This window comes from Halodesulfovibrio sp. (assembly GCF_025210605.1).
Classification (GTDB): Bacteria; Desulfobacterota; Desulfovibrionia; order Desulfovibrionales; family Desulfovibrionaceae; genus Halodesulfovibrio.
In genome coordinates this window covers 1-24,970 of record NZ_JAOARI010000034.1, presented here as the reverse complement: position 1 = coordinate 24,970, position 24,970 = coordinate 1, and the positions used below count along the sequence as shown (strand labels likewise).

Sequence of the window (24,970 nt, the reverse complement as noted above, 5' to 3'; positions counted from 1 at the left end):
TGGGTTTTATGATGGAATAGCCAATTGCACTTTTTGCAATGTTTTGCCAAGTAGTGCAAAAGAGTCAACTGCTTGCGATAAAAGAAAAAGCTCATAACTTGCCGAAAGTTATGAGCTTGTCTTGTTTTTTTGTTTGAATCTTCAAGCCACAAACAGAAATGCGCTATGCAAGCGTGTTTCTATTCGCTGCCTGCAATGCCGCATCTAGCCTAGCTTTCCTGCGATTCGAAGGCGTCTAACATGTCTGCCCAGTCTTGCATTAATTTGCATCGCTCTGGCAGGTACTGAGCGCGGTTGTATGCTGCACGAATTTTGTTAGCCGGAGCATGCGCCAGCTGCATTTCTATTACATCTGGATTGTAGCCTGCTTCATTCAAAATTGACGATGCCATGGCGCGAAAGCCATGCGCTGTTATTTCTTCTTTAGTAAATCTCATACGGCGTAGGGCAGCCAAGCAAGTTGCTTCACTCATAGGGCGCGATGCTGTGCGAACAGATGGAAAAAGATATTTGCCACCACCGGTGACTGTTTGCAGCGTGCGGATCAGGTCGAGCGACTGGGTGGAGAGCGGCACAACGTGTTCGCGTTTCATTTTCATTTTTTCTGCGGGTGCTATCCATAGAGCGCGCTGCAGATCTATTTCAGTCCACTCAGCGTGGCGCAGCTCCTTTTGTCTGGGAAAAGTATAGGCGGTAAGTAGCAGAGCAAATTTTGAAACAACATAGCCGTTGTAGCTGCGAAGGGCGCGCATAACTTCTCCGGCTTGCTGCGGTGTGGTGAATGCAGAAAATTTACCGTGTGTAGGCGTTGTAAGCGCTCCTTTAAGGTCGCGGGTGGGATCGCTTGGAATTATGCAAGCTGCGACCGCAAAACGGCATATCTGCGAACATACGCCCTTAACCTTGTGCGCAGTCACGTGCGAGCCTCTGCTTTCAATGCGCCGTAACGCTGTGAGAAAATCGATAGGCTGCAATTCTGTTATTGGGACGGAGCCAATAGTATTGTAGATGGCCTTGTGGAGTCGTAGTACAACTGTGCGTCGATGGTTTGCTGCCCAGTGCGTTTGGCGTGCAAGCCATTGCTCGGCTATTGCTTGAAAGGTTGGCGCGGTGGTTTGTTGATTTTTGACAATGGCGGAGTCGGCACCGGAGAGTAGCGTTCTGCGGGCGTCGTCTCGTTTAAAGCGTGCAGCCTTGAGCGTGACTGTTGGGTACACTCCGAAGGCAAGTAGCTTTTCTTTTCCACCAAAACGATACTTCCAGCGCCAGTATTTAGAACCATTCTTTCGGACTTTCAAATACAGGCCGTGCCCATCGAAATAGCGTTTTGTTTTCGCTTCCGGTTTGAGGTTTCGTATTTTTGATTCTGTTAGCAAAGTGGCGTCTCCCGTGGGTTTCAGGCTTTTATGAAAATGTACCCCCAAGATTTTGAGCATATCACGACGTACCCCAAAATGTACCCCCAGATTATGCGGGCTGCCATGAGGGCGCTTGAAACCACCGGAAGTGCCAAAGCCTCAAAACAAAAGGGGTTCCGAAGATTTGGTACTCTTCAGAAACCCCTTAGGATCATGATTTGGCGGAGAGAGAGGGATTCGACCCTCGTTAGGCTTTGACACCTAAGCACGATTTCGAGGCATCAGAGCGAAATGGTTGTTTGTTCATAAGCTTTGTTTTACGGTGTGTTACACATTTTTCGATTGCATGTGTTCGCAGTTTATTTTTTGGATGTTGAAGTGAATCACGTATGAAATTTGAGTAACTCGTATTGCTGGCATTCTGTTCTTTAGTGGGAGGTTGGAATGAGTGAAGGGGTCTATGACGAATTAGCTGGTCTTGGCTATAGCATAATGGAAGGTTTAAAAGATGCCTTAGATGATGGATGTCTTGTAGATGTAGACGATGGTATTTGTTACCAGCGGTTGGACTTGCCTAATGGCAATTCAATTCACTTTCAAAAGTGGGGACCGGGTTCAAACTGGAAGCTGCCGTTCTACCTGATTCCAAAGATAGGGAGCAAGCATAATAATGCAGGCGATAGACTCTTTCAGCTGAACTTAGCTTTACTTCGTCCTGTGGGAGACAAGTTTCAGTGGTATCTTCGGCGTCCCCAAAGAATGTGTGATGAGTACGAGGAGCAATTGGGTGAAGTTCAAGATTTTCCTGAAGATTATCGAGAGTATGTATTAAATTGCAAGGAAGTAACGGGGGCTGGTAATGATCGCCCTGCAACAGGATATTTGTTGGTTGAAAACGGTGGGTGGCGTGAACTTATTACCAAGCTCGCTAGATTGATTGAGGTTTGCTATGTTAAGCATCATCAACCTATTAAAACTAGCTCTTTTTATGAAGATGAGGCGTTGAATGACCCAGAGAGGTATGCGAACCGTCGCGCGAGAATTCGAATAAACCAATGGAAATTTAGATGGGTATTAAGAAGAGCGTATGCCGATCGATGTGCAATTACAGGAACGACACCGCATCATGCTCTCGATGCTTGTCATATCCAAAATCATAATGAAGATGGCAATAATCGACGGGCTAATGGAATTTTGCTCCGCGCTGATTTGCATAATCTGTTTGATAAAAAGCTACTCAAAATTAACCCTAAAACATACAGAGTAGAAATTGATTCAGCGTTAAAAGATACACCTTACGGAACGCTTGAAGGTAAAAAAATATGCAAAACAATAGACGGGAAGTACCCTTCTCAAAAATACCTAAGAATTAAATATGAGCCATAAGCAGTAAGCCCCATACTCTTTGTGAGTAATGGGGCTTTTTATATTTGGAATGGGTATGAAAAAGGGAAGGTTCCATTGGTCAGTTTTCCCAATTGGTCTTTATTGCTGCTGCTAAATCCTTAAACAAGGTACCTTCCATTGGAAAACAAAAGTCTGTCCATCCGCCTTGTTCAACAACTAGAACCATTTCATTTGTTTTCAAGTCGGTAACTTCGACTGAAAAATCACCAAATTTCACAGCACCTCCGCCTAAGCATCTGTCTACAGTGCTTCCGGGGGTGAGTGTTAAACCGTACCGAGCATCGGCAAGGTTGAAAGTCTCTTTTCGTTGGTTGTTGGATAGTTCGATTTCTTTAAGTGCAGAGAAATGTTTTACGTGAAAGCCTTCCTTCGATAATGCTCTTCGCATTTTTGTATTCCATTGTGTGTTGTTTAAAATAACAACTTCGTTTGATGACGTATCAATAGGGGCAAGCTGATCAACTCTCAATCCGGCTGCACAGCCAGAGAGAACAAGGCACATAAAAATTGAAAATACTTTATGCATAATGTCCTCCAAGTCCTATGTACTTTTTATGTTCTTGCAGTTATTGGGCTATTATTTTTGTTATATTCTAAGTTATCCCTCACTCCCCATCAAAAGCATTCAAAATATCATGATCTATCTGCAATTCATGTCGATAGGTTCCGGTTGTGCGAATATTCATGTGTCCGAGGAACTGCTGTATCTGGCGGTGTGTTGAACATAATGGTGAATACTGTGCGCGGTGAAGCGGCTTTTTAAGCCAGGGCGGGGTGATGACCATCCACGCCTTAGCTTTGCCATGTAGTAGGCTCCGGCATCGATGGCGTACTTGGGCGAATGGGGGCTTGCGTATCCGTAGCCGCGCAGTGTGGCTATTTCTTTCCATGTTGCGGGCATGAATTGCGCTAAGCCTTTCGCGCCTACTGGAGAAACAGCTTTAGGATTTAACATCGACTCCTGATAGAGCTGCGCCTTGTACCACCGCCAGTCCAGATGTGGGAGCCACCTGTGCATAGACTGCTTGATCTGACGGTCAAACTTAGGTGTGAATCTGCTACTGTCAGCTTGAGAGTATGAGACCAAACACAAGGGCAGCAGCAAGGCTATTGCCGCTAACATAAATAGACGTCGCAATGGGGTTCTCCTGTATGGTATCAATGAGTGCTTTTCTGTTGCGCCCACGAATGGCATGGAACAGTACATTGACCGCCTTCAAGCCGATTACGGCAACACCGCATAACATCAGTTTGAGCACAATGCCGAACCAAGCAAGCTGTGCCATATCCGGCTGGATGTTCGCTGAGACGATTCGTATCGTGAGAAGTATTAGAAGAGTCTTAACAATAAAAAGAAAAAATTTAGTGAACTTGTCCTTTAACGCTTTCTCAAAGGCTTCTCTTACACCGGGCATGATTGCCTCCTTATGAATAAGATGAATCACCGACGCTTACGTTTTTGTTTTGCCTTTTTACGCCAGCAGTCGGGACATTGTGTACAGGTCGTTTTGTAGACAAACCAATTTGGCGGGGTGGTCTTAGGACATTCCACAAGATGTGTGTCCGGTAGCTTGATATTTGTCACCGTGCACTTCACCGGATGGCTCCGATTTCTTTTAGTGCTTCTTCTTCGGTACGGACAATTGCGTGGTGTCCGCGCCACTCATCGTGCCATTTTACTTGTGGCTTGGTGAGTCTGCCGGTCTTTGTTTTTACTTCCAGCAGAAACGTCTTTTTTTTGAATCCCACCGCAAGGTCTGGAAATCCAGCACCAGCACTGGACATGTCATGAACGCTTGCTCCTACAGCACGTAGAGCGTCGCGTATCTGTGCATGATTACTATCTGTTTTTGCTGCTCTTCTCATTCCTTCTTGTATCATTTTTATGTGCCGCTGTAGCCAGCTCGTAAAGGTTGTCTTTTTTATTTCAGCTATTTTGGGGAGGTTGTCCTTTGTGTTACCCTTTCCCCAAATATCTCAACGAGGTGTGTTGCATGAATGAACCGATTATCACGGGATTAGCCGGAGCTGTGTTGTCGTTACTGTTATTATGGGTAGGTTTTTCGTTACGCCGGATGATGAATACGCAGGATGAGCGTGATGAAACGCGACAAAGCCAATTCACTCAATTATCACTAGATATTAAAGAAGAGTTTCGGCAGTCCCGCGTCGAGATTGGCAAGGTTCATGCGCGCCTAGATGAAGAGGCGGAGCGCAGGCATACATGCCAGCTCTCAAACGCTTCAACCTATGCAACAAAAACCGAAGTGGGGAAGCTGGAAAAAAAGGTGGATGCCACCAAAGAGAAAGTTATCCGTCTTGAGGAGCGCACAAATGGCTAAGAAAAAAGGCATGACACCAAAGCAACGCCTGTGGCTGGCGGCGTATCTTGACCGAGGCAGTTCTACGTTTATGCATGCCACCAATGCAGCACGGGCTGCTGGGTACAGTGGGAAGAACGACGCGAATCTTTCAGAAATTGGCTATCGGAATAAAAAGGCTCTTCAGTCTCGTATAGATACATGGCTAGAAGAAGAGGGACTTTCTGATAGCGTGCTGAAACAAAAGCTCGTGCAGCTCCTTGATGCCAAAGAAACGAAGATGTTTGCAGAGAAGGGTGAAGTAAAAGACATGATTGAAGTCGAAGCCCTTGAGGTGCAGCGCAAGACTCTGGACATGGCTTTAAAAGTGAAGGGGTTGTATTCACCGGAGAAACATGAGCATGAACTGCATGTTATTGAAGATGCTATTCAGGGAGTCTGCGGCAACAGCAGGAGTTGCATAGATGATTAAGGCGCAGTCGGCAGAACAGTTTCCATTCATTGAGTCCATTACCGCTCTTCCCAAAGCGCAGCAGGAAAGAGTGTTTGTGGAGTGTTTGGACAATCGCCGCTGGCGTTTAAATAACCTGTACTGGATTCAGGATAAAAACGGCAAGGTGGTGCGGTTTCGTTTTAATTGGGCGCAAGAAACATTTTATAATGAACGGTGGTTTCGCAACGTCATCTTAAAAGCGCGGCAGCTTGGCTTTACCACCTTTATGACCATGCTTGAGCTTGATGCAGCGCTGTTTGGAAACAACATAAAGTGCGGACTGATAGCCCAAGACCTTGATGCGGCTGAAGCAATTTTTAATAAAATAACTTTTGCCTATGACCAGTTGGCTCCTGCAATTCGTGATGCCATTCCCACCGTGCGTTCGCAGGCAAAGATGCTCGAGTTTAAGAACGGCTCTTCAATCCGAGTGGGTACTTCATTTCGCTCCGGTACATTGCAGTATTTGCATATTTCAGAGTTCGGAAAAATTTGTGCAGAGCGTCCTGACCGGGCAAAGGAGATCGTCACGGGGGCAATCGAAGCTGTCCCACAAGACGGTATGGTGTCCATTGAGTCAACAGCAGAGGGGCAGCAGGGATATTTTTACGATTACTGCGAGCGGGGGCAGGAGTTGGCGCGGCAGGAAGCAAAGCTGACTCATCTGGATTACAAGTTTTTCTTTTTCCCTTGGTGGAAGAACCCTGAATACGTCATTAGAGAGCAACACCCCGTAGCAATTCCGCAGGACATGGCAGGCTATTTTGATGAGCTTAACGCCAAGCATCAAATCGGACTGCATCCAGCACAAAAAGCATGGTACGCCTTGAAGGCTCAGAACCTTGGCGCAGACATGAAGCGCGAATACCCTGCCACCCCTGAAGAAGCCTTTGAAAAATCTATCGAAGGCGCTTACTTCCGTACAGAATTCATGAAGCTCTACGAGCGCAGGCAGATCACTAAGGTTCCCGTACAGGAAGGAGCGCTGACCTATACCTTTTGGGATTTGGGCATGAACGATTGTATGGCGATCTGGTTTGTCCAGCTTGTTGGGCGGGAAGTTAGAGTGATCGATTATTATGAGAATAATCATGAAGGGCTTGGGTTTTATGCAAATAAGCTGCGCGAGAAGGGCTACAACTATGGAGGGCATTATGCCCCGCACGATATTGAAGTGCAGGAGATGGCTACAGGTAAGACTCGAAAAGAGTCCGCAGCAGAAAAGGGGATTAGCTTTGTAGCGGTTCCCCGTATTCAAGATAAGCGAGATTCCATTGAAGCTGCCCGCCGTATTTTACCACAGTGCTGGTTTGATGAGGAGCATTGTGCCACGGGGCTTGATCGTCTCAAGAACTATCGCAAGGCATACAATCCGCGCACAGGGGCATATCAATCACACCCGCTGCATGACATTAACTCCAACGGTGCTGACGCATTCCAGACGTTCGCTATGGGGTTTGAAATGATGTCCGGTGGAACAATAGTACACGCCAAACCGCAACCAGTAACAGATACATCAGGATGGTGCTAGCATGTCACATGGATTAATCAGGGTGGTGGGAACCGAAGACACCATCAGACAAGTGCAGGCAGAAGAGCACAGGGCAACGCAGGAACGCAAAAAAGAGGCAGAGGCAGGGATAACCGGACTTGCTGCATACGTACGCAAATGCTTTCTGGCAGCTAAAGACGCTAAGAATCCGTTTGAACTACGTATGCTCAATTGCCTTGAGCGCAGGAGCAGTAAGTATTCAGCCGCAAAGCTGAATGCAATCCAGCAGGCAGGATTCCCACCAATATATATGGGGATTACTGATGAAAAATGCACTGCTGCTGAATCGTGGATTATCGATATCCTGTTTCCCGGTAATGAAAAGCCGTGGAGCATTAAGTCTTCACCTGTCCCTGATCTACCCGCAGATATAACTGAAAAGATTACAGCCCGCGTGAAGCAGGAGACGCTGCAAGCCATCGAACAGGGTGATTACATAACCGCCGAACAGGTGAAAGAGGCATTGGAGAACCTGCGCGCAGTGGTGGAAAAAGAGCTGAAAAAAGAGTCTGACACCGGATGTGAGCGTACATCAAGGCATCTTGAGGATGCGCTGATTACGGGTAGGTGGGAAGAGGCGATGCTTGAGTTTATCTGTTACTTCTGCACGTACCCTATTGCCTTTTTAAAAGCGCCTGTGGTGAAGCGTAAAAAGAAATTGGTGTGGGGCGTTGATGAGCAGGGTAGGCGCGTTCCTAAGCCGGAAGAGCACTTTGTGCACGAGACAACCGCACCGAACCCCTTAGACGTCTATTGGGCACCGGATGTTTCACGCTTAGAAGACGGATATGTCATTGAACGGCATCGCATGTCCCGTAGTGACCTGCACGCATTGATCGGCGTGAAGGGCTACAACGATAATGCTATTCGCAGAGTGCTCGAAAATTATGGACAATCTGGCTACAAAGAGCACTTTCTTGCGGACTCCTTGCGTGAATCTCTTGAAGGGCGCAAGCGCGATGACATGAGTCCGGACAAAAAGATAGATGCGGTGCAATTTTGGGGCAATGTATCAGGACAGCACCTTATCGACTTTGGCTTTTCCAGTGAACAAATCAAGGACGTAACAGCAGAATGTCAGGTGGAAGTGTGGCTTATCGGGCAATACGTTATTAAAGCCGTGCTGAACCCTGACCCGCTCGGACGTATTCCGTACTACGCATCCTCATTCCATAAGATAGCTGGTTCCTTGGTGGGCAAGGGACTCCCGGAACTTATCGCGGATGTGCAGGACGTATGTAACACCGCAGTACGTGCAGCCTGTGCGAACATGGCGCTTGCAGCAGGTCCACAAGCAGTTGTTGACATGAACAGGCTGGCAAAAGGCGAGGACCTGCGTGTTGTGCCGTTTAAAGTCTGGCAGTCGGCAGGCTCAGGACAGAGTGCAGGAGTGCCGATCTCTTTCTTTGTGCCACCGAATATCGCACCGCAGCTTATCACTATATATAAAGAGTTTTCAACGGAAGCTGACAACAAGTCCGGTATCCCCCGTTATGCATACGGCATCGGGCAGTCTACTGGCGCACTTTCCACGGTAGGCGGCATGTCTATGATGATGGCGTCAGCGTCAAAAGGGATTAAGCGCGTAGTCAAATCTATTGATACAGACGCCATCGTTCCTTCCATAACCCGCAACTATGAATGGCTGCTTATGTTCGAGCCGGAGAAAGAGCTGGTGTGTGACCTCTATGTGGTTGCCCGTGGCTCACAATCATTGGTGGCAAAAGAGATTCACCAGCTTAGACGACAGGAATTGCTGCAACTCTTGCTGACCAGCGATAAAGCGTATGCGCTCTTAGAAGAAAATAACGGACTTGCTGAGATATTGCGCGACGTTTTGAAAGGGCTTGACTTTGCAGAAGACAGCATCATTCCGAGCAAGGACGAACTGCTCAGAACAAACAACAGGGCGCGTATCGCGCAGGTTCTCGAATCACAAATGCCGCAACAGCAACTTTCCCAAGGAAATCAGGTAGACCCTTCAGGAAGAGTTGTCAGTGGTCAAGACGTGAAGGTTGTCTAGATGTTATCATTGGAAAAATTTGAACTGGAAGCGCTGTGCAGATTGCAGGGTGCTTCCGACGGAAATGTGCTTTGTGACGTTATCCGGCGGGAGATTACATCATGTAAGGACGATCTTGTACGAGCAGGAGACGAGATGGAAATCCGCATCTTGCAAGGCAAGGCGCAGGCGTACCTTGAACTACTTGAGGCGCTTGAAACTCCGCATGAACGTATCCAGACCGTAAAACGGCAAGAGGCACAAATTCATGGCGAAACACCCTATTAGCCATGTCCGGCCTTTTGAAACTTCGAGCAAGTTGTAAGCAGAGTTGTACCCGCACAGTATGGACGGTTTGCAGTTTGCTAGGACGACAAAAGACACCGGACACCAAGCCCTTCATTGATTCATGCCGTGGTGCATAGCCCTGTCTTGTGCAGGAGAGGATACTATGCAGCAAGCCCTCTGAGGAAATTGAGGACACTTGGGGCAGTAGCGCAAATACAAAAGGAATACCTGATGCAAGAATTGATACCTACAGGCGCGAAACAGCAAGGCGAAGCCGCAGACGCTCTTATTCAGAAGCTAAACGATGCACAGAATAAGGCAGACGATGCGACACTTCCACCTCCTTCTGCCGCGCAGCAGGCCAACTCGCAGGAAAACCAGCAGCCAGCAACAGAGGAACAGAGTAAAACGGATACCCTTGAGGCAGAAAACGCCCATCTCAAACAGGCGCTTTCTACCCTACAGGGCAAGTACAGTGCAGAAGTGCCGGAACTGTCTCGCCAGCTTCGAGAAGCACGGGCAGAGCTACAGGCGCTTCATGACCTACGTGCTCAGCGTTCAGAGCAGCAGCCAGCGTTTGATGTTGATACCATTAGACAGGAATACGGTGACGACATGGTGGCGATTGCAGAGTCAGCACAGGCTGCCACACAGCAAGTGCAGGAGTTGACCGCCCTTGATGAAGCACGCCGCACCGCAAACGAAAAGGCGCAGGCAGAAGAGGCGCAGCGATTGTTTAATGAACAGGTCGAAGCGCTTATTCCTGATTTTTGGAGCCAGAAAAACAATGATCCGGCGTGGCATAGCTTTTTAGAAGAGTATACCCCGAGCGGGGAAACATGGCGGGCAAAGGCAGAACGGGAAATGCAGCAGAAGAATGCACAGGGAATTGCGTCTATCTACAGCATGTATGAAGCGTCCAAAGCGCTTTCAGCCCAGCAGCCAGACTCACATCAGCCTGCGGACACTCCGCAGCCGGAGCCACAGCCCCGCATTGACCCTCGTGAACAATTGGTTCCTCCTAAAACTACAGGCGGAAACGACACAGGGGATAAGCGGGTTTGGACCAGCCGCGACGTAAACACACTGTATGCAGAAAAAGACAAAGCCTCTCGGGGACAAAGCCGTTTTACTCTGGCTGAACTAGAGGAACAGGAGAAGGACTTGTTTGCCGCTCAGTCTGAAGGGCGTTTTCTTTCAGACGGGTAGCCCCTTCTCCATTGACATAAGGACAGGTATACAATGGCATATCCAGTCGTAGACGGACGTCCGAGCATGTCCGGTGGGTATATCCCAACAATCTGGTCGGGCAAACTGATTGAAAAGTTTTACCCGGCATCCACCATCGCAGCTATCGCTAATACTGATTACGAAGGCGAAATCAGTGCGCACGGCGATAAGGTCATTATCCGCACAGTGCCGGACATTGAAGTCCGTGACTACAAAGCAGGCCAAGACCTTGTGTATGACAATCCGCAGGGCGGCAAGGTGGAACTGCTTATTGATAAGGGCGCATATTTCGGTTTTCACATTGACGATGTGGAAAGCCGCCAGTCTGACCTGAACTACATGAACAACTGGTCGGAAGATGCTTCTGAGCAGATGAAAAGTAAAGTCGATAAGCGCGTCTTTGCAGACATCTACGCAGATGCCGATGCACATAACGCTGGTGCAACTGCTGGTAAAGACTCGCAGGATATCAACCTTGGAACCGCTGCTGCTCCGCTGGTAGTGACCAAGGACAGCATTGTCGACTTGCTGGTTGACATGGGAACCGTGCTTGATGAGCAGAACGTGCCGGAATCAAACCGTTACGTTGTACTCCCTCCTCGGTATACCGCGCTGATTAAAAAGTCTGAACTCAAAGACGCTTCCTTAACCGGTGACGGAACCTCCATGCTCCGTAACGGGCGCATCGGTATGGTTGATCGCTTTACCATCTACCAGTCCAACCTCATGAGCCGCTTTACTGTCCAGAAGAAGAAAGCTGTGAATGTGGTGTTCGGTCATAAGTCTGCGTTGACCTTTGCTACACAGATCACAAAGAACGAAACCTTGCGTAACCCGAATCAGTTCGGTGATCTCGTGCGTGGTTTGCAGGTCTATGGCTTTAAGCTGATTAAGAAAGATGCTTTTGGTCATGCCGCATTGACCCTTGGGTAACACATAACGGGGGAAGGGCTAGCTCTTCCCCTTTTCAAAAAGGATACAGCATGTCTCAGCGATTTTTATTGAATATCAATAACCGCCGTGTGGTGAGCTATAACCCCATTCTTGCGACCAGAAAGGATATGGTTGAATGCGATGCAAACGGTCAGCTTATAGACCCTGTTGTTGCAGCCTCAATGGCAACATCCAGCAGCGCCCAAAGCGTAGGCTTAACACCTGACCCTGTACCGCATCAGGCAGTGTTACAGCAGGCAGTTAATCCGGTTGCAGCACAGCTTAATGCGGAAGATGCACGCCGTGAATACTGCATGACAAAGGGCTTGTCTTCATTGAACCGCGATGAACTGAAAGACATTGCGCTATTCTTTAGTATTGCCGTGATTGATGATGATACTAAAGATGAAATCAAAGTGAAAATCGAAGAAGCAAGAGCCTTGGTGTAAGCATGAAAGCCCGCGAACTGTTCTTACAGGTGTCTGCCATTTTACAAGATATGATTCCAGATGCCCGCCGCTGGCCTTGGGAGAAGCAGGCAGACGAATCGGACGTGTCACTTGTGGATTTGTTTAATTCTGCGCTGTTTGAAATTGCCATGAACAGACCGGATGCCACTGCGGTGACGGAATCCATCAAACTTGAGACAGGGGCGCGGCAACTCATCCCCGACCCTGCGCTGCATCAATCTAGCAAAAAAGCGCTGCGGCTATTAGAAGTTGTACAGAATATGGGTTCAGACGGGCACACAGCCGGAGAACCCATTTTTGCAACAGCCCGTGATGCCCTGAAGACAGCAGACTGGTCAAAAGACGGTATAGAAATCGACAACTACGCCTATGATGCCAAGACCAACCCACAGGTCTACTACGTGCTGCCAGCGGTAGCAAAAGACAAAGACGTATGGGTTGAGGCGACGTATTCGGCTATACCGGATGCCATTGCCAGCCCTGACGATGCATTGCCCGTTTCTGAAGTCTACTCCGGTGCGATTATTCACTGGATGCTTTACAAGATTTTTGCAGGTGATAATGGCGATGCCAATGCAGCAAAGGCGCAGCATCACCTGACCGCTTTTTATCAGACCCTTGGTGTCAAATTGAAAGCTGATCTCTTTTTCCCTGTACAAGTGCAGGAGGCAGAATAGATGCGTGTAGTAAAGTGGGATACGATTATGCCGGATGTGTTGCCGGAAGTCTCAGAGGCTCCAAAGGCGGTGGTGCGTCGGCATATCATTTCAGCGTCGGGAAAGTTTTTTGCTGAAACAGGCGTATGGCGTATGCCTCTTGACCCCGTAAAACTAAAAGCTGGTCGCAATCAAATTGAATTGCTGCCGGAGCGTGGTTCTCGGATAGTCTCTATCCTTGGTGTGTATGACATGACAGCCAGCCGCGCTATTCCGCGCACAGAGTATTCGTCCGATTCAGATGTGCTGACCCTGTACCGTACGTATCCAGACGACCATATGTTGCAAATATCAGCAGCACTCAAGCCTACCCGATCTTCAGAAGGGTTACAGCAGGGGATGTATGATGATTGGGCAGATGCCATTGCATATGGTGCCATCGCATCACTTAAATCCATGCGCGGCAGGGAATGGGAAGATTTGACAGGGGCGCAGGTCAAGCTTGCTCTGTTTAATGATTACATTGCCGAGGCAAAGGGCAAGGTCGCATTTACAGGCTCTTCTGAAACTCTTTTTATGACTCCGGGATGGATATAGCTATGAGCACCATACCTACCGTTGCCGTAACCGCACTTATCTACGATCAGGACGGGCAGCCCGTTGAGGGCGCAGAGATTGAAGCACGGCTTGAATCCCTTGAACGTTATAAGGGACTGGTTGTGCCGAATATGCTTGAAGTGGTCACGGATGCCGAGGGCGTGGCGGTTATGAACCTCTTTCCCAACGAGCTTGGTACGGAGGGGAGCGAATATCGTTTCAGAGTGATTCACCCTGACGGACGGACTGATACGCTGTACGGTGTGGTGCCGAATCTTGATTGCGAGCTACACAAAATTCTAGAGATAGACCGCTATGAACTTCGCTCTGCTGGTGAAACTTTGAGCAAGCTCATGCTTGACCGGATGCAGACAGCACTAGAGGCACGAAATGCGGCACAGGCATCGCAAGAAGCATCCAAGGCATCAGAGGTGTTGTGCCTTGATGCAAAAGCAAAGTGTGTTGCTGCCCGTGATGCTACCTTTGCAGTTCGTGATGAAGCAACGTTGGCAGCGCAAGAAGCGAAGCATGCGGAAAAAAAGGTTAAGCTAGCAGCAGATACCATTGCAACACCCGCAATCATCTCTCACCAAAACGGGGCGGTTACCCACGGGGGTATCCTTCGTGCTTCAGAACCACGCCTTGCCTATGCCCCTGAGGATACATTGAAGTGCACAGCGTTCTGGATGTGCTCTGATGCAGAAGGGAAGAATATTGCGTACCCAGTCCACAAAGAGAACGGGGTGGAGCATAATATCAGAGTCCATCTACTACAAACCAATAAGACATATTACGCTTTCTGCAATCAGGAAACGGACAAGGGGGTAGTGTCTCTTGATTCTAAAGCGGTAAGGCTTGCAACTGCGGATGTCTTGCAGTTCATTGCACCGCCTGTTTGTACGAACATCAAAGACGGAGATACAATCAAAGTAGCCGGACAGGCAATAACCTTTGCACAAGCTGTTACTGACCCTAGCTCTCCATCAGCACATACGAAAACGCAAGTCGTAGTGACTTTCGAAGGAGCAGAAGTTTTTAACTATATTGAAACTGACCCAGCAAAACTTCTCACCATAACTCTTCCTTTCTTCGGAAGTTCACGCGATGTTGAAATAAAAAGCCGTTTTTACGATGAGGTGCGAAAGTGGTCAGAGTATACAGTTCTCAATGTGACTACTCGGATGAGGAATCTTTTTTCTGTTACCATCTTTGCAAAGAAAAGAGATATGTGAGTCAAAGATCAGCTGCCAGTCCTGATACTGACACTATTTTTACTGTCGGTATTGAACCCGGTGGAGCTACAACTTTGCAACTCTTTTTTGCAATCCAAGATGCAAAGACTGGACAAATTATTAAAGCCAAGACTGCAACATTGACGGGGAAGGGTTCAACATACTCTAATTTTCACGACATCTGCTTTCATAATGGTAATGCATTCATTGCAGCAAATGCCTCTATTCCGTCAACAAGAACCCCTGATGGACTGTTACTTCGTGTGAATTTAGAAACGCTAGAGATTACATGGCATAAATATGTAGGAACAGAAGGTTATTACGATCAAGCCTTTAGCCTCTTGGTTGTAAAAGATAAATTATACGCATTGGGCAAAACAGAAATCAATACGCATCCTAGCTTTATCCTTACTCAATTTGACCTGAATACTATGACGATACGCAAAACATGGAAGCTTCCTGTAAAGGATATTGTTACTTCTTATGATGATATCCCCTCACTGTTTTTGTATAATGACAAGATATTTTTTACCGTTTGCGGAGAGTCTTACACCGTACTTATCCGTTTTACCCCTTCAACAGCAAAAGCAGAAATCTATCACATTACCCTAACCGTATCTTCTTATGATAAAAGACCTGCTTTATACAAAAACAAAGTCATTGGTAATCTTCTGTATCTTGGAGGGCACATTGGAGAATGTCAGGTTAATGGATATCTATACCCTTTCTTTTGCATTATTGACCTAGATGCAATGACGGTAAAACAATCAAAATATTTCAATGAAAATACAAACTATGGCATGACCGCAATGCATGTAGATACTGAAGGTACGGTATATGCAGGATGGGAAGACACGTTTATGACATATACGTCGGGTGGTTCTACTTCTTACAAAAAAATGAATGCAAGTTCGTTAAAACTCACTAACCCTAAACTAATTACTAAGCACAAAAATAAGACATTTTCCCTGATAAATAATGACTCCTACTATCAAGAACCTAAAATTATGAATACCTTCCTGCATATTGTTGACGGTGACACCGTGCCTTCAGGTGCATTACCGGATTTACCGAATATTACGTTCTCAGACAAGTCCGTTTCACAACTTGATAAATCGGTAAGAATTTCTTTAAGCGGAATTAAAGACTTGCCTACCTGCGCTATCTCAACACATGACGGGGCTGTGTTACCAAATTCAATCAATATCATAACAACACTGCACTATTCCCGATTTTAGGAGGAGGTATGAATTTTATTTGTCCAGTAACACGAACCATCTATAATCAGCGGAATGCTGTTTTTCATAAGGGGTTAAAGCCCCTAAATGAAAACGTGCCTGTCCATGATGAAGGATTAACTACCCGTCATTGTATGGGGGTAGAGTTTGCCAATGGCGAATGGCGCAGAGTATGGGAAGTCAAAGTACGACCTGAACCTGAATATTCTGAGGAGGTAGCCCGTCGTGCCCAAAATCATTGTGCAGAACTGTTGCTCCAATGCGACTGGACAGTGGGGGCAGACTCGCCGCTCACTGATGAAAATAAACAAGAATGGATAGTGTATAGAAAGCATCTTCGTGATGTGAACAAGCAAGGCGGTTTCCCTCATATCATTGATTGGGGTGAACCACCCGCACCGATTAAGAAGAAAGAGGAAGGTGAATGCCAACAATAGCCGGATTCATCGGCACGACTCCCCGTAAGGATGATAAGCTCCTTCCCACCCACGCAGCCACAAGGGCACATAACTGTAAGCTCGAACGTGGTCATATTTCCTTTCTGCATAGCCTGAAACAAATTGAACCCTGCACTGCTCCTGACGCTGTTTCTTTTTACAAGATGCGCTCCGGCACATTCCTTTTCTTTGACCATATGACAGAGGTCATTGAATCGGCTGTCACCGCATCAGGCAGAGTCTTTGTGACTGGCGATGAATACCCCAAGCAAATAACCAAGAACGGGGATACAGTCAGCCGCTTAGGTATGCCGCGCCCATCCAACTCTCTTGGTGTGTCTGTTACGGGAAGCGTCAGCAGCGGTGCCGAAATTGTACGCAGTACTTCCTATGTCTACACCTATGTGAGCGAAGATGGTGCAGAGTCAGAACCATCCCCGCCAACCCCTGTTGTGGACGTAAAAGAAGGACAGGGATGTAATCTTACAGGCTTTACCCTGCCTGACCTTGCCGGAGTCACAATTAAGTCGTTCAGGCTGTACCGTACGAACGTAGGGACAAACGGGGCTGAGTTTCAGCTTGTGCCGTATTCTGCAAACTCTGCTGATATTCCTAAGACAGCAACATCGTTTGCCGACAGCGTGCTTGATGTGAATCTGTCGTCTGAAATATTGCCCACAGAAGGGTGGGAGCGGTTGCCGGATGATGCCCATAGTATTTGCCTTGGCATGTTCGGCATCTATTTTGCCGCCAAGGGTAAAGATATTTATGTGTCTGAAACCAACATCCCGTACGCCTATCCGCCTGCGTACCGTAGGGCAGTGCCGTATGACCTTGTGTCTTTGGCGGTTGCGGACAACCTTGTCTACGCCCTGACAACAGGCATTCCCTATGCGTTATCCGGCTCTTCACCGGAGAGTATGGGGCAGGCTCCCATTGCAGAGGGACAGGCGTGTGTGGCTCGAAAGAGCGCTCTGGCGGTTTCAGGTGGTGTTCTGTACGCAACTCCTGATGGAATCGGTTTTTTGACCGCCGCAGGATTTAAGCTTGTCTCCCAAACGCTCTATACCCGCGAGCAGTGGCGCTCCCTGAAACCAGAACAAATGGTTGGCGCAGTGCATGACGGAGAATATATACTGTTCCGTGCAGGGTGTTCAGACGGGCATATCTACAATATGGAACGGGCAGATATTCGCACCTTTGATTTTGGTGTTACCGTGCTCGATGTGCATCGCGATCTGGAAGAGGATGCCTTGTATATCCTTGGCGAAAAGGACGGGGAAAAGGCTGTATTTAAATGGGGTGCAGGAGAGCCTGTTCCTTATGTATGGCAGTCAAAGCTGTTTTATTCAGAAAAAGCCATGAATATGGGAGCGATTCGTGTCTCCGGTGGGGTGAACGCAAGCACTCCGTGTGTCGTCACTGTTAAAAGCAGTAAGACGGAGCAGCAGCTAACCGTCACCCGCCCTGATCTGGTCATGCGATTGCGCTCTGGTATTGCCGATCATGCGTGGAGTATCACGGTCAGCGGTACGGGCGTTGTATCCAGCATTCAGTTCGGTACAAGCATTGAGGCAATGAACAATGGGCAGTAAACGCAATATTTCTATTCCGGCAGTACCAAGCGGACAACCGCCCGCCACCATGCGTTTTTTGCAAGCAGTTCGGGATACCGTGCTTCAGCTTGCACAGATACCTGCGAGCAATGTTTCTAGCGCATCTCCAAGTATTCCCCATCAAGGAGGAAACACGAACCCGAATGTTGCCCCGACACCTCCTTTTGACCTCACCTGCACGCAGTCAGGCATGACACATACCCTGAGATGGTCTGTAGCGGTTGGAGGAGAGAACGCCTTTACCGAGGTGTGGTGCAGTACAAAAGGGAACGATATTTCCAGTGCCACCCGTGTGGCGACTCTCCCTGCCGTGGTGTGTGAGTACACTCCGGTAAACATTCTTGTGGATGTAGATAGGTACTACTGGATTCGCACCGGAACGGTTTATCACAAACATTCGGGGTGGATTCCTGACTCTGGCGGACTGCATGTGCCAGCGGTTACGATTGTCTCTCTTAATGACCTGCTGTCCCGCCTTGCCCAAGATGAGGCATACAAAAGCGCTATCAACGTACTTGCAACGTCTCTTAGTGTCCTGCCGGATAAGGGGGATGCTATCCCTGTGTTCAGCGGTATGCATTTAAATTCTGCGCTGATGCCTGTTCAGACAGGAGTCTTTGACCCTGATGACACCACGACCTTTACCGCCCTTGACGATGGGCGAAAAGCGGTGCGTTTGTCTGGAACATGGAGCAAAAAGCCGCAGATTCTTCTGACTCCTCGATCAATCCAGACCTATGACAAAACATACCCGTCCCTCGATCAGACCCTACAGCTGCACGCGGAGGTTCTTGCAGTGGGAAATGGGCAATACCAGTTTGTGCCAACGGCTACGCTGCATTTTTCTGACAACACAGAAAAAGCAGTGTCCGGCTCTCTTTTTTGGCTCGCAGCGGAGGCGTAATGTATAAGCTTGTTCCATATGCCAGTGGTAATTTTTCTGATTCAATCATCCGTGCTCTATATCACCGGGTAGTGGACGAGGGGCTGCATAGCACTCTGTTCTACGATGGCTGTATTACGTCGGCAGATACGTTTTTAGAAACAATGCAGCGCATCGACACCCATCTGTTTATCCTTTTCGCCAATGCCGAACCTGCTGCCTTGGTGTGGCTCAATCGCCATCAAATGCGCTTCATGCAATTCCACTTCTGTGTATTCCGCAAGTTCTGGGGCAAGGCAGCTCGTGAGTTTGCCCCGAAGATACTTTCTGCACTTGTCACTTTGGAGGAGGTTGGCGGAGGCTATATACTGGATTCCTTAATGGGCATTGTTCCGCAAAAAAACAAGCTTGCGTGTCGGTACGTGACCAAATGGGGTCGTGTGGCAGGGTGCTTACCATTGGGCGCATACAACGCACAGACAAAAGAAAGTGAACCTGCCCTTATCATCTCCTTTACACGCGAAGATATACCGGAGGGTTTAGAATATGAAAGTTTATTTGAAGGTGGTGCTGGATAAGGACGGTACAGTTCTGGAAGAAGAATCGTTTGAGCACCACGGCGCAGTTATCTTGTGCAAGAGCGGCGGTAGCAGTGACAATGTGGATGAAGTCTATAACGCCCGTATGGCGAAGATTTATGAACGCCAGCAGGATATGGCAGAAGAATACTTCAACTTCTGGCGTACTCGGCAGCGCGGTCTTGATACCGCAAAGATTAAAGCGCAGCACAAACTGCTTCCCTACCAGACAGATTTAGAAAAATCCAAGTCTCTCTACGGTCAGGCGAAATACGGGGACATGCAGCGTGCCATCCGAGAAACCGCCCCTGTTCGCAGTCAGTTTCTATCCGAAGCCCGCAACGGGGTAAATATTAATGACCGCATGGGCAGAGCCACAGCCGATGTGGCGCAATCCTTTAAAGATGCCAATCAGCAGACACAGCGCGGTCTGTCCCGCATGGGTGTCACCCCTTCTGCTGGTTCAACAGCATCCCTTATCAACTCTCAAAATCTCGCCAAAGCCAAGGCAACTGCCGGAGCGCGTGGACTTACCCGAATAGCTTCAGAGCAGGAAAACTTTAAACGGCTGCAAGCAGGCGCAACCTACGGTCTGCAAGCGTCCGGTGGAGGTCTTTCGTAATGGATTTAAAAGTAAAAGACTACGCTGCCGAAGCAATGGGCGGCATGCAGACGGCGGCTGCTACAGCAGGGAAGATGCAACAGAAACGTAAAGTGAAAAGACCGGAAAAGTCCGCAGGCGGCACGTTAGGTTCGGCTGTCCCTATGGCGTTTATGGGCGGCGAAATGCTTGGCGAGGGTGGAGTATTGGGTGGTTTAGTCTCTGGTGCTGCTGAAACAGGGACAACTGTAGGGCTTGGAACTACTGCTAGCACGGGGCTTTCTTCTGTTGCAGCAGCCGGAACAACCGCAGGCTTGACAGCAGCGGGAACTACAACCGCCACAACTGCTGCCGCTGGTGGTTTGGCAGCGGGAGCAGGCACAGGCGCAACGATGGGTTCAATGGCTGGTCCTATCGGTGTTGGTGTCGGTGCACTTATCGGTGCTTCTATCTATCTCATGTCATAAGGAGTGAGCTATGCCTAACCAATATGGTGAATTTACTGCTGACGACGGATGGGAGATTCTTAACCAAACCCATCGGCTGCATAATGACCGGATGCAGCGCCAGAATATGGAATTGCAGCGGCAAAAAATGGATATGGCTGCTCAGAATGAAGCCGAACGTATGAGTTTAGCTCGTGAAGTGCATGAGCAAAGTATGGCGCTTGGAGCGCAGCGGCAAAAAATCAATGAACAGGCATTCAATCATAATGCAGCACAGGAAGAGCGTAACATTGAGTCGCATGGGCTAGATACCGAACTCGCACGCGCTAATATTGATGCCAGCAAATTAACCCTCGAACAAAAGAAAAGAACGGCAAATGAGCTTGCAGCAGCCAGACGCCGGGCAAACGAATTGCTGCAAGAGGGTGCGGCTACGGGGTCATATCAAAGTGCTTTTGTGCCTAAAAACCTGACTGACATGAGAGCGGCGAGCATGGTGTTTGACACGCTCAAGCATAACGAGGAGGCGGGTGGGGCTTTTGCTAAGGCGCGTGATGCCCGAATTACACAGAATTACCAGACAAAGGTTGCCCCAAATATTGACCGTGCGCTGGGTGCCTTAAAGAAAAATGATGCAGCAGGCTTTACGGCATCTGCCGAAACCGCCATGCACTATGCAAATCTTTCATATCAATTTAAAGCCACACACGGTGGATTCTCAGTATTCATGCGGTTAGACAAGAGTGGTGGCAAGTTTGTTGATACAGGCAGAGTGATGAGCAATGACGAGGTGGCGCAGACCCTTCTTCAGGTGAAACGGGGCGAACGGGTTGACTCTCTTGGTGCGAGACATAACCCCGACTATAACCACCTTTCAGCGTCTTCTTTTGAGGCAACCAAGCAAATCAATAACAGCAATTTGTATGACACCTCCAAGCATGTACCAATGCGACTTGGTGGCAAGCTGGTGTGGGTATCCCTCAGAACTCATTGCAGGATTACACCAGACCAACAGAGTTTTTGCTTGTGGATGAGGATAGAAATTTTGTTAAAAATTTTGGGGTTGATAACCCGCATACCGCAGATGAACTGGCAGAGCTAGGCGTACTGCCTAGTCGTGGTTTGGATAAAACACGCAAGCCTATGACGCAAAAGCAGTACTCTGAAGAGATTAGAGCACTCTGTACCACTGAAGACGCTACGGGCGCCAAGGTCTATAATGCCAACAAGGCAGCAGTGCTCAGCCGTGCTGGGAACAATATTCACGCTATAAATCAGCAGTATGAAAATCTGGTTGCGGAAGGAATTAAGCGCCATGTGCGTGCAGGCGCAAAGCCGGATCAGGTACGGGCGTTAGTTGAGCAACAAGTTGCAACAATGCTTCTTGGTTCTTCCAAACCAAAGAAGGGAGGGCTTGAGCAGCCGAAGCCATCTCTTGCACAGGGAGAAAAGCAGAGTCCTGCTGGTTTGAAACAAGGTTTGCAGCCTCATACAGCGGGGAGCGGCAATGGTTCGACTGCTTACAAAGGGTTTATCGGAAAAAGAAAGCCGGATGTTCCAGATCAAAATAAGGCTGACCCTTTTGAAGATGGTGAAATCTCCGTTTTTGAAAACAAGATGACGGGTGAGCGGCGGTTCTATCTTGTTTCCGGTGATGTTAAAAAAGAACTTAGCGAGGAAGAGGCTCGAGCTATTTATGCCCAAAAAAGCGCCGCTTGGCGCGAAGCGCATCCGTTCTTTACAGTCACCAACCACGACAATGCAGTGTATGCCGGGAAATAGGAGCAGCCATGCAATTTGACATTAGAGAGCAGTATGAAATTAGCCCAATGCGTAACGAAATCTCGTTTGAAGAATTTGAGCGCCGTTGGAATAGCGACGAACCTGTTCCACAACAGGGCGGGCTTTTGAACACCATTGGTGCGTTAGGTTCAACTTTTGCTGAGGGTGTCGAACAGGTTGCTCCTGCCTTTGCGCGCGACTATCGAGGTGGGGATATTCCGCACCCTTCCAGCCGCGGCTTATTGGATAATTATATCATCAAAAGCAGGCAAGACGCTGCTGAACATATGCAGAAGTACAGGGGGCAAGGATCTGCTGAACATATTGCTAAGACTCCTGAGAGCCTTGGCTTTTCAGGAGCTTCAGCCTTGTCCGGTGTGGTTGCGAGTGGGGCAGGGCTTGCACTGTCTGGTGGCAACCCTGTAGCAGCTGGTGCAGCAGGTACTGTTGCATCAGGCGCTACAGCGTATCGCATTGCAAAAGACATGTTCATGGAAGAAACGCTCAATCAGTTTAATGAAGAAAGCATGCAAGATCGTGGACATGGACTTACTGAAGAAGAATGGGAAAACGCCAAGGAAAATCTTGACGATCTGGGAACAGAGCATGGCTTATGGGAAGCCTTGCCGGAACTATTCGGTAACGTGGCAGGTGCCGGAATTGTCTTTGCCCCTGCGAAAAAAGTGCTTGGCGAAACCCTTGCGAAGAATGTGTTGACCAGACTCACAGGTAAGGGTGCTGAAATGTTTGGTACTGAAATTGTCACCGAGGCGATTACAGAACAAGGGCAGCATAACCTTGCCGTTGATTCAGGACTGCTAGAGGGTGAGCACAGGGAACTTGCGGACTTTGGCGAGTCCGTTAAAGGTGTTGCAGCGCAAACTGCCTTGCAAGTTGCTATGACGGGCGGTCTTGGGTCTGGTGTAAAGGGGCTGCATAGATTAACAAGTCGTAAAGCTGGACAGAGTGCGGATGTTGCCATGACGGGGGAAGAATCCCTTGACCCGAACAAGTCAGATCAAGAGCTGACTGGTGAGGGTAATAAGGAAAACACCCCGCAGGATGCTAAACCGGAATCACCAGCAGATAGTGGCATCAAGAGTACTGTGAAAGCAGAAGGGCTTGTTGAGCCTACCCCTCTTACCTCGCCCGAATGGGATGCAATGGATTACGCTGAAGAGCAGCAGCTTCGTAGAACCGAAGAAGAAAACAGGGCTTTTGATGTTGAATGGTCGCAACGGGAACGAGAGCATAGGATGCAAAATATTCCCGAAGAGCGCCGTTTTGAACCAACAGACCCGCTTTCACACCTTCGCGCCTCACCGGAACAGCAGCTTAAAATTTCTCAAGAAGAAGCAATGCTGGAAACTCGTGGGTTGCCGATGCCTACAGGGGTAGTTAATGATTCCTTTACTAAGGTGTTAAAAGGAAAGCGAAAAGTGTTTTAGTGGCAATGCGTTTGATAGGGCTGTTTATGTTGCTGGGATTGAAATTGGTTTGCAACACCATGTTCTAAATGACATATAAATTCTTTGTGTGTACCCGTCTTTTTAAGTTTAACTTATTATTTTTTAAGTTGTTAATGAAGAGTATAAGCCTTTAAATGTGAGGATGGGGCTTGCGTACAGTTTTTAATTTGTTGAATTAAAGTTTGTATAGATTTGCACAAAGGGAATTGTATGAAGAAGCGTAAGGTGTTGCTTTTAGTGTTAACTATTTTTTTTATTGTGGGCTGTGTAAAAAAAGTAAAAATGAATCCTGTAGATTCTCATGTGGTCTCTTTTCAGTCTATTCCGTTCAAAATTCAAGTTTCAAATAAGTTTTATCACCTGACAGGTGGGAAAGATATCGGAAGAACAGGTGTAGATAAAGTTACTTTAAGTAATGGGTCATATCATACATGGAGCAATTATGACTATACAGCTTATTTATATATAAGCCACCTTCATAAAAATTCGAACATGGTGTGGCTTACTACTGCAAATGCAGAGGGTAGAAAGTTACTTTTTGTAGAAGGAATTAAATTTTGGCATAAAAAAGAAAAAGTTGTGTTACAAAATGGTGAGTCATATTGGGAAGAGCTTTGGATGTACCACACTAATTCAGATAGAATATATATCCAGATTAAGTCAAAAGATGAAAACGTGGTTTTTGATCCTGTTAAGTTTATACCTGTAGATGTGTCGTAGCTTATCAGAACTAAATTGTTTTTTTGATGATTGGGAGTTAAAAACGAGACTGAATTGATTTCAGCTTCGTTTTTATCTTTTTAAGGGGTAGTTGAAATTTTGTTCTAAGATGTTTGAACGGTTACATCCTGTAATTTTTTTATGGTATCCTCTTTGTTGAGTGAGTATTTGCTTGAAAGTCTTCAACAGCTACGTTGATGTTGTGGGATGCCAGCATTTCCGGAATGTTATCAGATGGTTCGCACCTGTCACCTTCAGATACAGGTAGCTTGGCATGTCTGAGTTTGCATTCAGGTGCGCATTATCTGTAGTGAAGTCCGCTCATGCTGCATCGGGTACAAGTTACACACTTATCTGCTAGCAAATTTTTTAATTGCGCCTGTGGGTTTTCGAGGTAGTTATCTTCGTGATCTTCGCATTCCCAATCAGGGTCAAAAATATCTTCGCAGTATTCGCATTCCCATCGTTCAATTGGCATTTTCTTCTCCTGACGATTTTCGAAACCGAAATTTCTTTTTTAGCGTAGATTGTAATTTGAAACTTAACACCTTGATGAACTTAGGGCTTCAAAACAAGAAGCCCCATGATATGTTGTCCTTACATGAAAAAACTCCACAATGGAGGGATAACTACATGGGGCATAAACAGATTACATTTGAAG

29 protein-coding genes are annotated in these 24,970 nt (G+C 47.6%); 23 read left to right on the top strand and 6 right to left on the bottom strand.

The annotated features are described in order from the left end of the window. Window positions 1–209: 209 nt before the first annotated feature. Window positions 210–1,376, bottom strand: coding sequence for an integrase arm-type DNA-binding domain-containing protein (locus N4A56_RS13410; protein WP_295548026.1), 1,167 nt, complete (start codon window positions 1,374–1,376; stop codon window positions 210–212). Between the two features lie 426 nt (window positions 1,377–1,802). Between N4A56_RS13410 and N4A56_RS13405 the strand changes: the two genes are divergently transcribed. After that, window positions 1,803–2,744, top strand: coding sequence for an HNH endonuclease signature motif containing protein (locus N4A56_RS13405; protein WP_295548023.1), 942 nt, complete (start codon window positions 1,803–1,805; stop codon window positions 2,742–2,744). Window positions 2,745–2,823: 79 nt separating this feature from the next. Here N4A56_RS13405 and N4A56_RS13400 read toward each other — a convergent pair whose 3' ends face one another. The 4 genes from N4A56_RS13400 to N4A56_RS13385 all read right to left on the bottom strand — a co-directional run bounded on the left by N4A56_RS13400 (window position 2,824) and on the right by N4A56_RS13385 (window position 4,631). After that, window positions 2,824–3,291 carry a hypothetical protein gene (locus N4A56_RS13400; RefSeq protein WP_295548022.1) on the bottom strand — a complete coding sequence of 156 codons (468 nt, stop codon included), beginning with the start codon at window positions 3,289–3,291 and terminating at the stop codon, window positions 2,824–2,826. A 156-nt stretch (window positions 3,292–3,447) separates the two neighbouring features. Beyond that, window positions 3,448–3,783 (bottom strand): transglycosylase SLT domain-containing protein, encoded by a 336-nt coding sequence (locus tag N4A56_RS13395; protein WP_295548020.1) that lies wholly within the window; start codon window positions 3,781–3,783, stop codon window positions 3,448–3,450. Between the two features lie 46 nt (window positions 3,784–3,829). Next, on the bottom strand, window positions 3,830–4,180 hold the full coding sequence (locus N4A56_RS13390) for a hypothetical protein (RefSeq protein WP_295548018.1): 351 nt from the start codon (window positions 4,178–4,180) through the stop codon (window positions 3,830–3,832). A 178-nt stretch (window positions 4,181–4,358) separates the two neighbouring features. Next, complete coding sequence (locus N4A56_RS13385; protein ID WP_295548016.1) at window positions 4,359–4,631, bottom strand: VRR-NUC domain-containing protein; 273 nt, start codon at window positions 4,629–4,631, stop codon at window positions 4,359–4,361. 128 nt (window positions 4,632–4,759) lie between these two features. Here N4A56_RS13385 and N4A56_RS13380 point away from each other — a divergent pair, with 128 nt between their 5' ends. The 22 genes from N4A56_RS13380 (at window position 4,760) to N4A56_RS13275 (ending at window position 24,309) form a co-directional block, all read left to right on the top strand. Then, window positions 4,760–5,107, top strand: a complete 348-nt coding sequence (locus tag N4A56_RS13380) for a hypothetical protein (protein ID WP_295548015.1) — start codon at window positions 4,760–4,762, stop codon at window positions 5,105–5,107. Then, on the top strand, window positions 5,100–5,558 hold the full coding sequence (locus tag N4A56_RS13375; protein ID WP_295548014.1) for a hypothetical protein: 459 nt from the start codon (window positions 5,100–5,102) through the stop codon (window positions 5,556–5,558). The genes N4A56_RS13380 and N4A56_RS13375 overlap by 8 nt, the downstream gene beginning before the upstream one ends. Continuing rightward, the gene (locus N4A56_RS13370) at window positions 5,551–7,110 is read left to right on the top strand and encodes a hypothetical protein (protein WP_295548012.1); all 1,560 of its coding nucleotides are present in this window, start codon (window positions 5,551–5,553) and stop codon (window positions 7,108–7,110) included. Before N4A56_RS13375 ends, N4A56_RS13370 begins: the two co-directional genes overlap by 8 nt. Before the next feature lies 1 nt (window position 7,111). Next, window positions 7,112–9,154 (top strand): hypothetical protein, encoded by a 2,043-nt coding sequence (locus tag N4A56_RS13365; RefSeq protein WP_295548010.1) that lies wholly within the window; start codon window positions 7,112–7,114, stop codon window positions 9,152–9,154. After that, window positions 9,155–9,421, top strand: coding sequence for a hypothetical protein (locus tag N4A56_RS13360; RefSeq protein WP_295548008.1), 267 nt, complete (start codon window positions 9,155–9,157; stop codon window positions 9,419–9,421). It abuts the gene before it with no gap. A 231-nt stretch (window positions 9,422–9,652) separates the two neighbouring features. Continuing rightward, on the top strand, window positions 9,653–10,630 hold the full coding sequence (locus N4A56_RS13355; RefSeq protein ID WP_295548006.1) for a hypothetical protein: 978 nt from the start codon (window positions 9,653–9,655) through the stop codon (window positions 10,628–10,630). Between the two features lie 33 nt (window positions 10,631–10,663). Next, a complete protein-coding gene (locus N4A56_RS13350; RefSeq protein ID WP_295548004.1) occupies window positions 10,664–11,584 on the top strand; it encodes a hypothetical protein in 921 nt (306 codons plus the stop codon). A gap of 50 nt (window positions 11,585–11,634) precedes the next feature. Continuing rightward, the gene (locus tag N4A56_RS13345; protein WP_295548002.1) at window positions 11,635–12,033 is read left to right on the top strand and encodes a hypothetical protein; all 399 of its coding nucleotides are present in this window, start codon (window positions 11,635–11,637) and stop codon (window positions 12,031–12,033) included. Between the two features lie 2 nt (window positions 12,034–12,035). After that, complete coding sequence (locus N4A56_RS13340) at window positions 12,036–12,731, top strand: DUF6682 family protein (protein WP_295547999.1); 696 nt, start codon at window positions 12,036–12,038, stop codon at window positions 12,729–12,731. Then, window positions 12,732–13,307, top strand: a complete 576-nt coding sequence (locus N4A56_RS13335; protein ID WP_295547997.1) for a hypothetical protein — start codon at window positions 12,732–12,734, stop codon at window positions 13,305–13,307. It begins immediately after the preceding gene. A gap of 2 nt (window positions 13,308–13,309) precedes the next feature. Then, window positions 13,310–14,539 carry a hypothetical protein gene (locus tag N4A56_RS13330; protein WP_295547995.1) on the top strand — a complete coding sequence of 410 codons (1,230 nt, stop codon included), beginning with the start codon at window positions 13,310–13,312 and terminating at the stop codon, window positions 14,537–14,539. Then, window positions 14,536–15,777, top strand: coding sequence for a hypothetical protein (locus N4A56_RS13325; protein WP_295547992.1), 1,242 nt, complete (start codon window positions 14,536–14,538; stop codon window positions 15,775–15,777). The genes N4A56_RS13330 and N4A56_RS13325 overlap by 4 nt, the downstream gene beginning before the upstream one ends. Before the next feature lie 8 nt (window positions 15,778–15,785). Further along, the gene (locus N4A56_RS13320) at window positions 15,786–16,214 is read left to right on the top strand and encodes a tail fiber assembly protein (RefSeq protein ID WP_295547989.1); all 429 of its coding nucleotides are present in this window, start codon (window positions 15,786–15,788) and stop codon (window positions 16,212–16,214) included. Further along, entirely contained in the window at window positions 16,202–17,809 is a 1,608-nt protein-coding gene (locus N4A56_RS13315) for a hypothetical protein (protein WP_295547986.1), read from the top strand. Before N4A56_RS13320 ends, N4A56_RS13315 begins: the two co-directional genes overlap by 13 nt. Next, window positions 17,799–18,734 carry a hypothetical protein gene (locus tag N4A56_RS13310; protein WP_295547984.1) on the top strand — a complete coding sequence of 312 codons (936 nt, stop codon included), beginning with the start codon at window positions 17,799–17,801 and terminating at the stop codon, window positions 18,732–18,734. Before N4A56_RS13315 ends, N4A56_RS13310 begins: the two co-directional genes overlap by 11 nt. Then, a complete protein-coding gene (locus tag N4A56_RS13305) occupies window positions 18,734–19,291 on the top strand; it encodes a hypothetical protein (protein ID WP_295547982.1) in 558 nt (185 codons plus the stop codon). Before N4A56_RS13310 ends, N4A56_RS13305 begins: the two co-directional genes overlap by 1 nt. Next, window positions 19,260–19,913 carry a hypothetical protein gene (locus N4A56_RS13300; RefSeq protein ID WP_295547980.1) on the top strand — a complete coding sequence of 218 codons (654 nt, stop codon included), beginning with the start codon at window positions 19,260–19,262 and terminating at the stop codon, window positions 19,911–19,913. Before N4A56_RS13305 ends, N4A56_RS13300 begins: the two co-directional genes overlap by 32 nt. Then, entirely contained in the window at window positions 19,913–20,359 is a 447-nt protein-coding gene (locus N4A56_RS13295) for a hypothetical protein (RefSeq protein ID WP_295547977.1), read from the top strand. The genes N4A56_RS13300 and N4A56_RS13295 overlap by 1 nt, the downstream gene beginning before the upstream one ends. Before the next feature lie 10 nt (window positions 20,360–20,369). Then, on the top strand, window positions 20,370–21,440 hold the full coding sequence (locus tag N4A56_RS13290) for a hypothetical protein (protein WP_295547975.1): 1,071 nt from the start codon (window positions 20,370–20,372) through the stop codon (window positions 21,438–21,440). After that, entirely contained in the window at window positions 21,365–22,120 is a 756-nt protein-coding gene (locus N4A56_RS13285; protein WP_295547972.1) for a hypothetical protein, read from the top strand. Before N4A56_RS13290 ends, N4A56_RS13285 begins: the two co-directional genes overlap by 76 nt. 8 nt (window positions 22,121–22,128) lie before the next feature. Next, complete coding sequence (locus N4A56_RS13280; protein WP_295547971.1) at window positions 22,129–23,568, top strand: hypothetical protein; 1,440 nt, start codon at window positions 22,129–22,131, stop codon at window positions 23,566–23,568. 231 nt (window positions 23,569–23,799) lie between these two features. Further along, a complete protein-coding gene (locus tag N4A56_RS13275; protein WP_295547969.1) occupies window positions 23,800–24,309 on the top strand; it encodes a hypothetical protein in 510 nt (169 codons plus the stop codon). A 301-nt stretch (window positions 24,310–24,610) separates the two neighbouring features. Here N4A56_RS13275 and N4A56_RS13270 read toward each other — a convergent pair whose 3' ends face one another. Then, window positions 24,611–24,787 carry a hypothetical protein gene (locus N4A56_RS13270; RefSeq protein ID WP_295547967.1) on the bottom strand — a complete coding sequence of 59 codons (177 nt, stop codon included), beginning with the start codon at window positions 24,785–24,787 and terminating at the stop codon, window positions 24,611–24,613. Window positions 24,788–24,970: the final 183 nt, after the last annotated feature.

Excerpts from the sequence above, each read along its gene's own strand:
- N4A56_RS13335 (WP_295547997.1), top strand. The coding sequence starts at position 12,732 with ATGCGTGTAGTAAAGTGGGATACGATTATGCCGGATGTGTTGCCGGAA.
- N4A56_RS13380 (WP_295548015.1), top strand. The coding sequence starts at position 4,760 with ATGAATGAACCGATTATCACGGGATTAGCCGGAGCTGTGTTGTCGTTA.
- N4A56_RS13270 (WP_295547967.1), bottom strand. The coding sequence starts at position 24,787 with ATGCCAATTGAACGATGGGAATGCGAATACTGCGAAGATATTTTTGAC.
- N4A56_RS13320 (WP_295547989.1), top strand. The coding sequence starts at position 15,786 with ATGAATTTTATTTGTCCAGTAACACGAACCATCTATAATCAGCGGAAT.
- N4A56_RS13370 (WP_295548012.1), top strand. The coding sequence starts at position 5,551 with ATGATTAAGGCGCAGTCGGCAGAACAGTTTCCATTCATTGAGTCCATT.
- N4A56_RS13300 (WP_295547980.1), top strand. The coding sequence starts at position 19,260 with ATGAAAGTTTATTTGAAGGTGGTGCTGGATAAGGACGGTACAGTTCTG.
- N4A56_RS13315 (WP_295547986.1), top strand. The coding sequence starts at position 16,202 with ATGCCAACAATAGCCGGATTCATCGGCACGACTCCCCGTAAGGATGAT.
- N4A56_RS13295 (WP_295547977.1), top strand. The coding sequence starts at position 19,913 with ATGGATTTAAAAGTAAAAGACTACGCTGCCGAAGCAATGGGCGGCATG.
- N4A56_RS13345 (WP_295548002.1), top strand. The coding sequence starts at position 11,635 with ATGTCTCAGCGATTTTTATTGAATATCAATAACCGCCGTGTGGTGAGC.
- N4A56_RS13280 (WP_295547971.1), top strand. The coding sequence starts at position 22,129 with ATGCAATTTGACATTAGAGAGCAGTATGAAATTAGCCCAATGCGTAAC.
- N4A56_RS13330 (WP_295547995.1), top strand. The coding sequence starts at position 13,310 with ATGAGCACCATACCTACCGTTGCCGTAACCGCACTTATCTACGATCAG.
- N4A56_RS13395 (WP_295548020.1), bottom strand. The coding sequence starts at position 3,783 with ATGCACAGGTGGCTCCCACATCTGGACTGGCGGTGGTACAAGGCGCAG.
- N4A56_RS13290 (WP_295547975.1), top strand. The coding sequence starts at position 20,370 with ATGCCTAACCAATATGGTGAATTTACTGCTGACGACGGATGGGAGATT.
- N4A56_RS13350 (WP_295548004.1), top strand. The coding sequence starts at position 10,664 with ATGGCATATCCAGTCGTAGACGGACGTCCGAGCATGTCCGGTGGGTAT.
- N4A56_RS13310 (WP_295547984.1), top strand. The coding sequence starts at position 17,799 with ATGGGCAGTAAACGCAATATTTCTATTCCGGCAGTACCAAGCGGACAA.
- N4A56_RS13385 (WP_295548016.1), bottom strand. The coding sequence starts at position 4,631 with ATGAGAAGAGCAGCAAAAACAGATAGTAATCATGCACAGATACGCGAC.
- N4A56_RS13375 (WP_295548014.1), top strand. The coding sequence starts at position 5,100 with ATGGCTAAGAAAAAAGGCATGACACCAAAGCAACGCCTGTGGCTGGCG.
- N4A56_RS13365 (WP_295548010.1), top strand. The coding sequence starts at position 7,112 with ATGTCACATGGATTAATCAGGGTGGTGGGAACCGAAGACACCATCAGA.
- N4A56_RS13360 (WP_295548008.1), top strand. The coding sequence starts at position 9,155 with ATGTTATCATTGGAAAAATTTGAACTGGAAGCGCTGTGCAGATTGCAG.
- N4A56_RS13275 (WP_295547969.1), top strand. The coding sequence starts at position 23,800 with ATGAAGAAGCGTAAGGTGTTGCTTTTAGTGTTAACTATTTTTTTTATT.
- N4A56_RS13305 (WP_295547982.1), top strand. The coding sequence starts at position 18,734 with ATGTATAAGCTTGTTCCATATGCCAGTGGTAATTTTTCTGATTCAATC.
- N4A56_RS13405 (WP_295548023.1), top strand. The coding sequence starts at position 1,803 with ATGAGTGAAGGGGTCTATGACGAATTAGCTGGTCTTGGCTATAGCATA.
- N4A56_RS13355 (WP_295548006.1), top strand. The coding sequence starts at position 9,653 with ATGCAAGAATTGATACCTACAGGCGCGAAACAGCAAGGCGAAGCCGCA.
- N4A56_RS13390 (WP_295548018.1), bottom strand. The coding sequence starts at position 4,180 with ATGCCCGGTGTAAGAGAAGCCTTTGAGAAAGCGTTAAAGGACAAGTTC.
- N4A56_RS13400 (WP_295548022.1), bottom strand. The coding sequence starts at position 3,291 with ATGCATAAAGTATTTTCAATTTTTATGTGCCTTGTTCTCTCTGGCTGT.
- N4A56_RS13340 (WP_295547999.1), top strand. The coding sequence starts at position 12,036 with ATGAAAGCCCGCGAACTGTTCTTACAGGTGTCTGCCATTTTACAAGAT.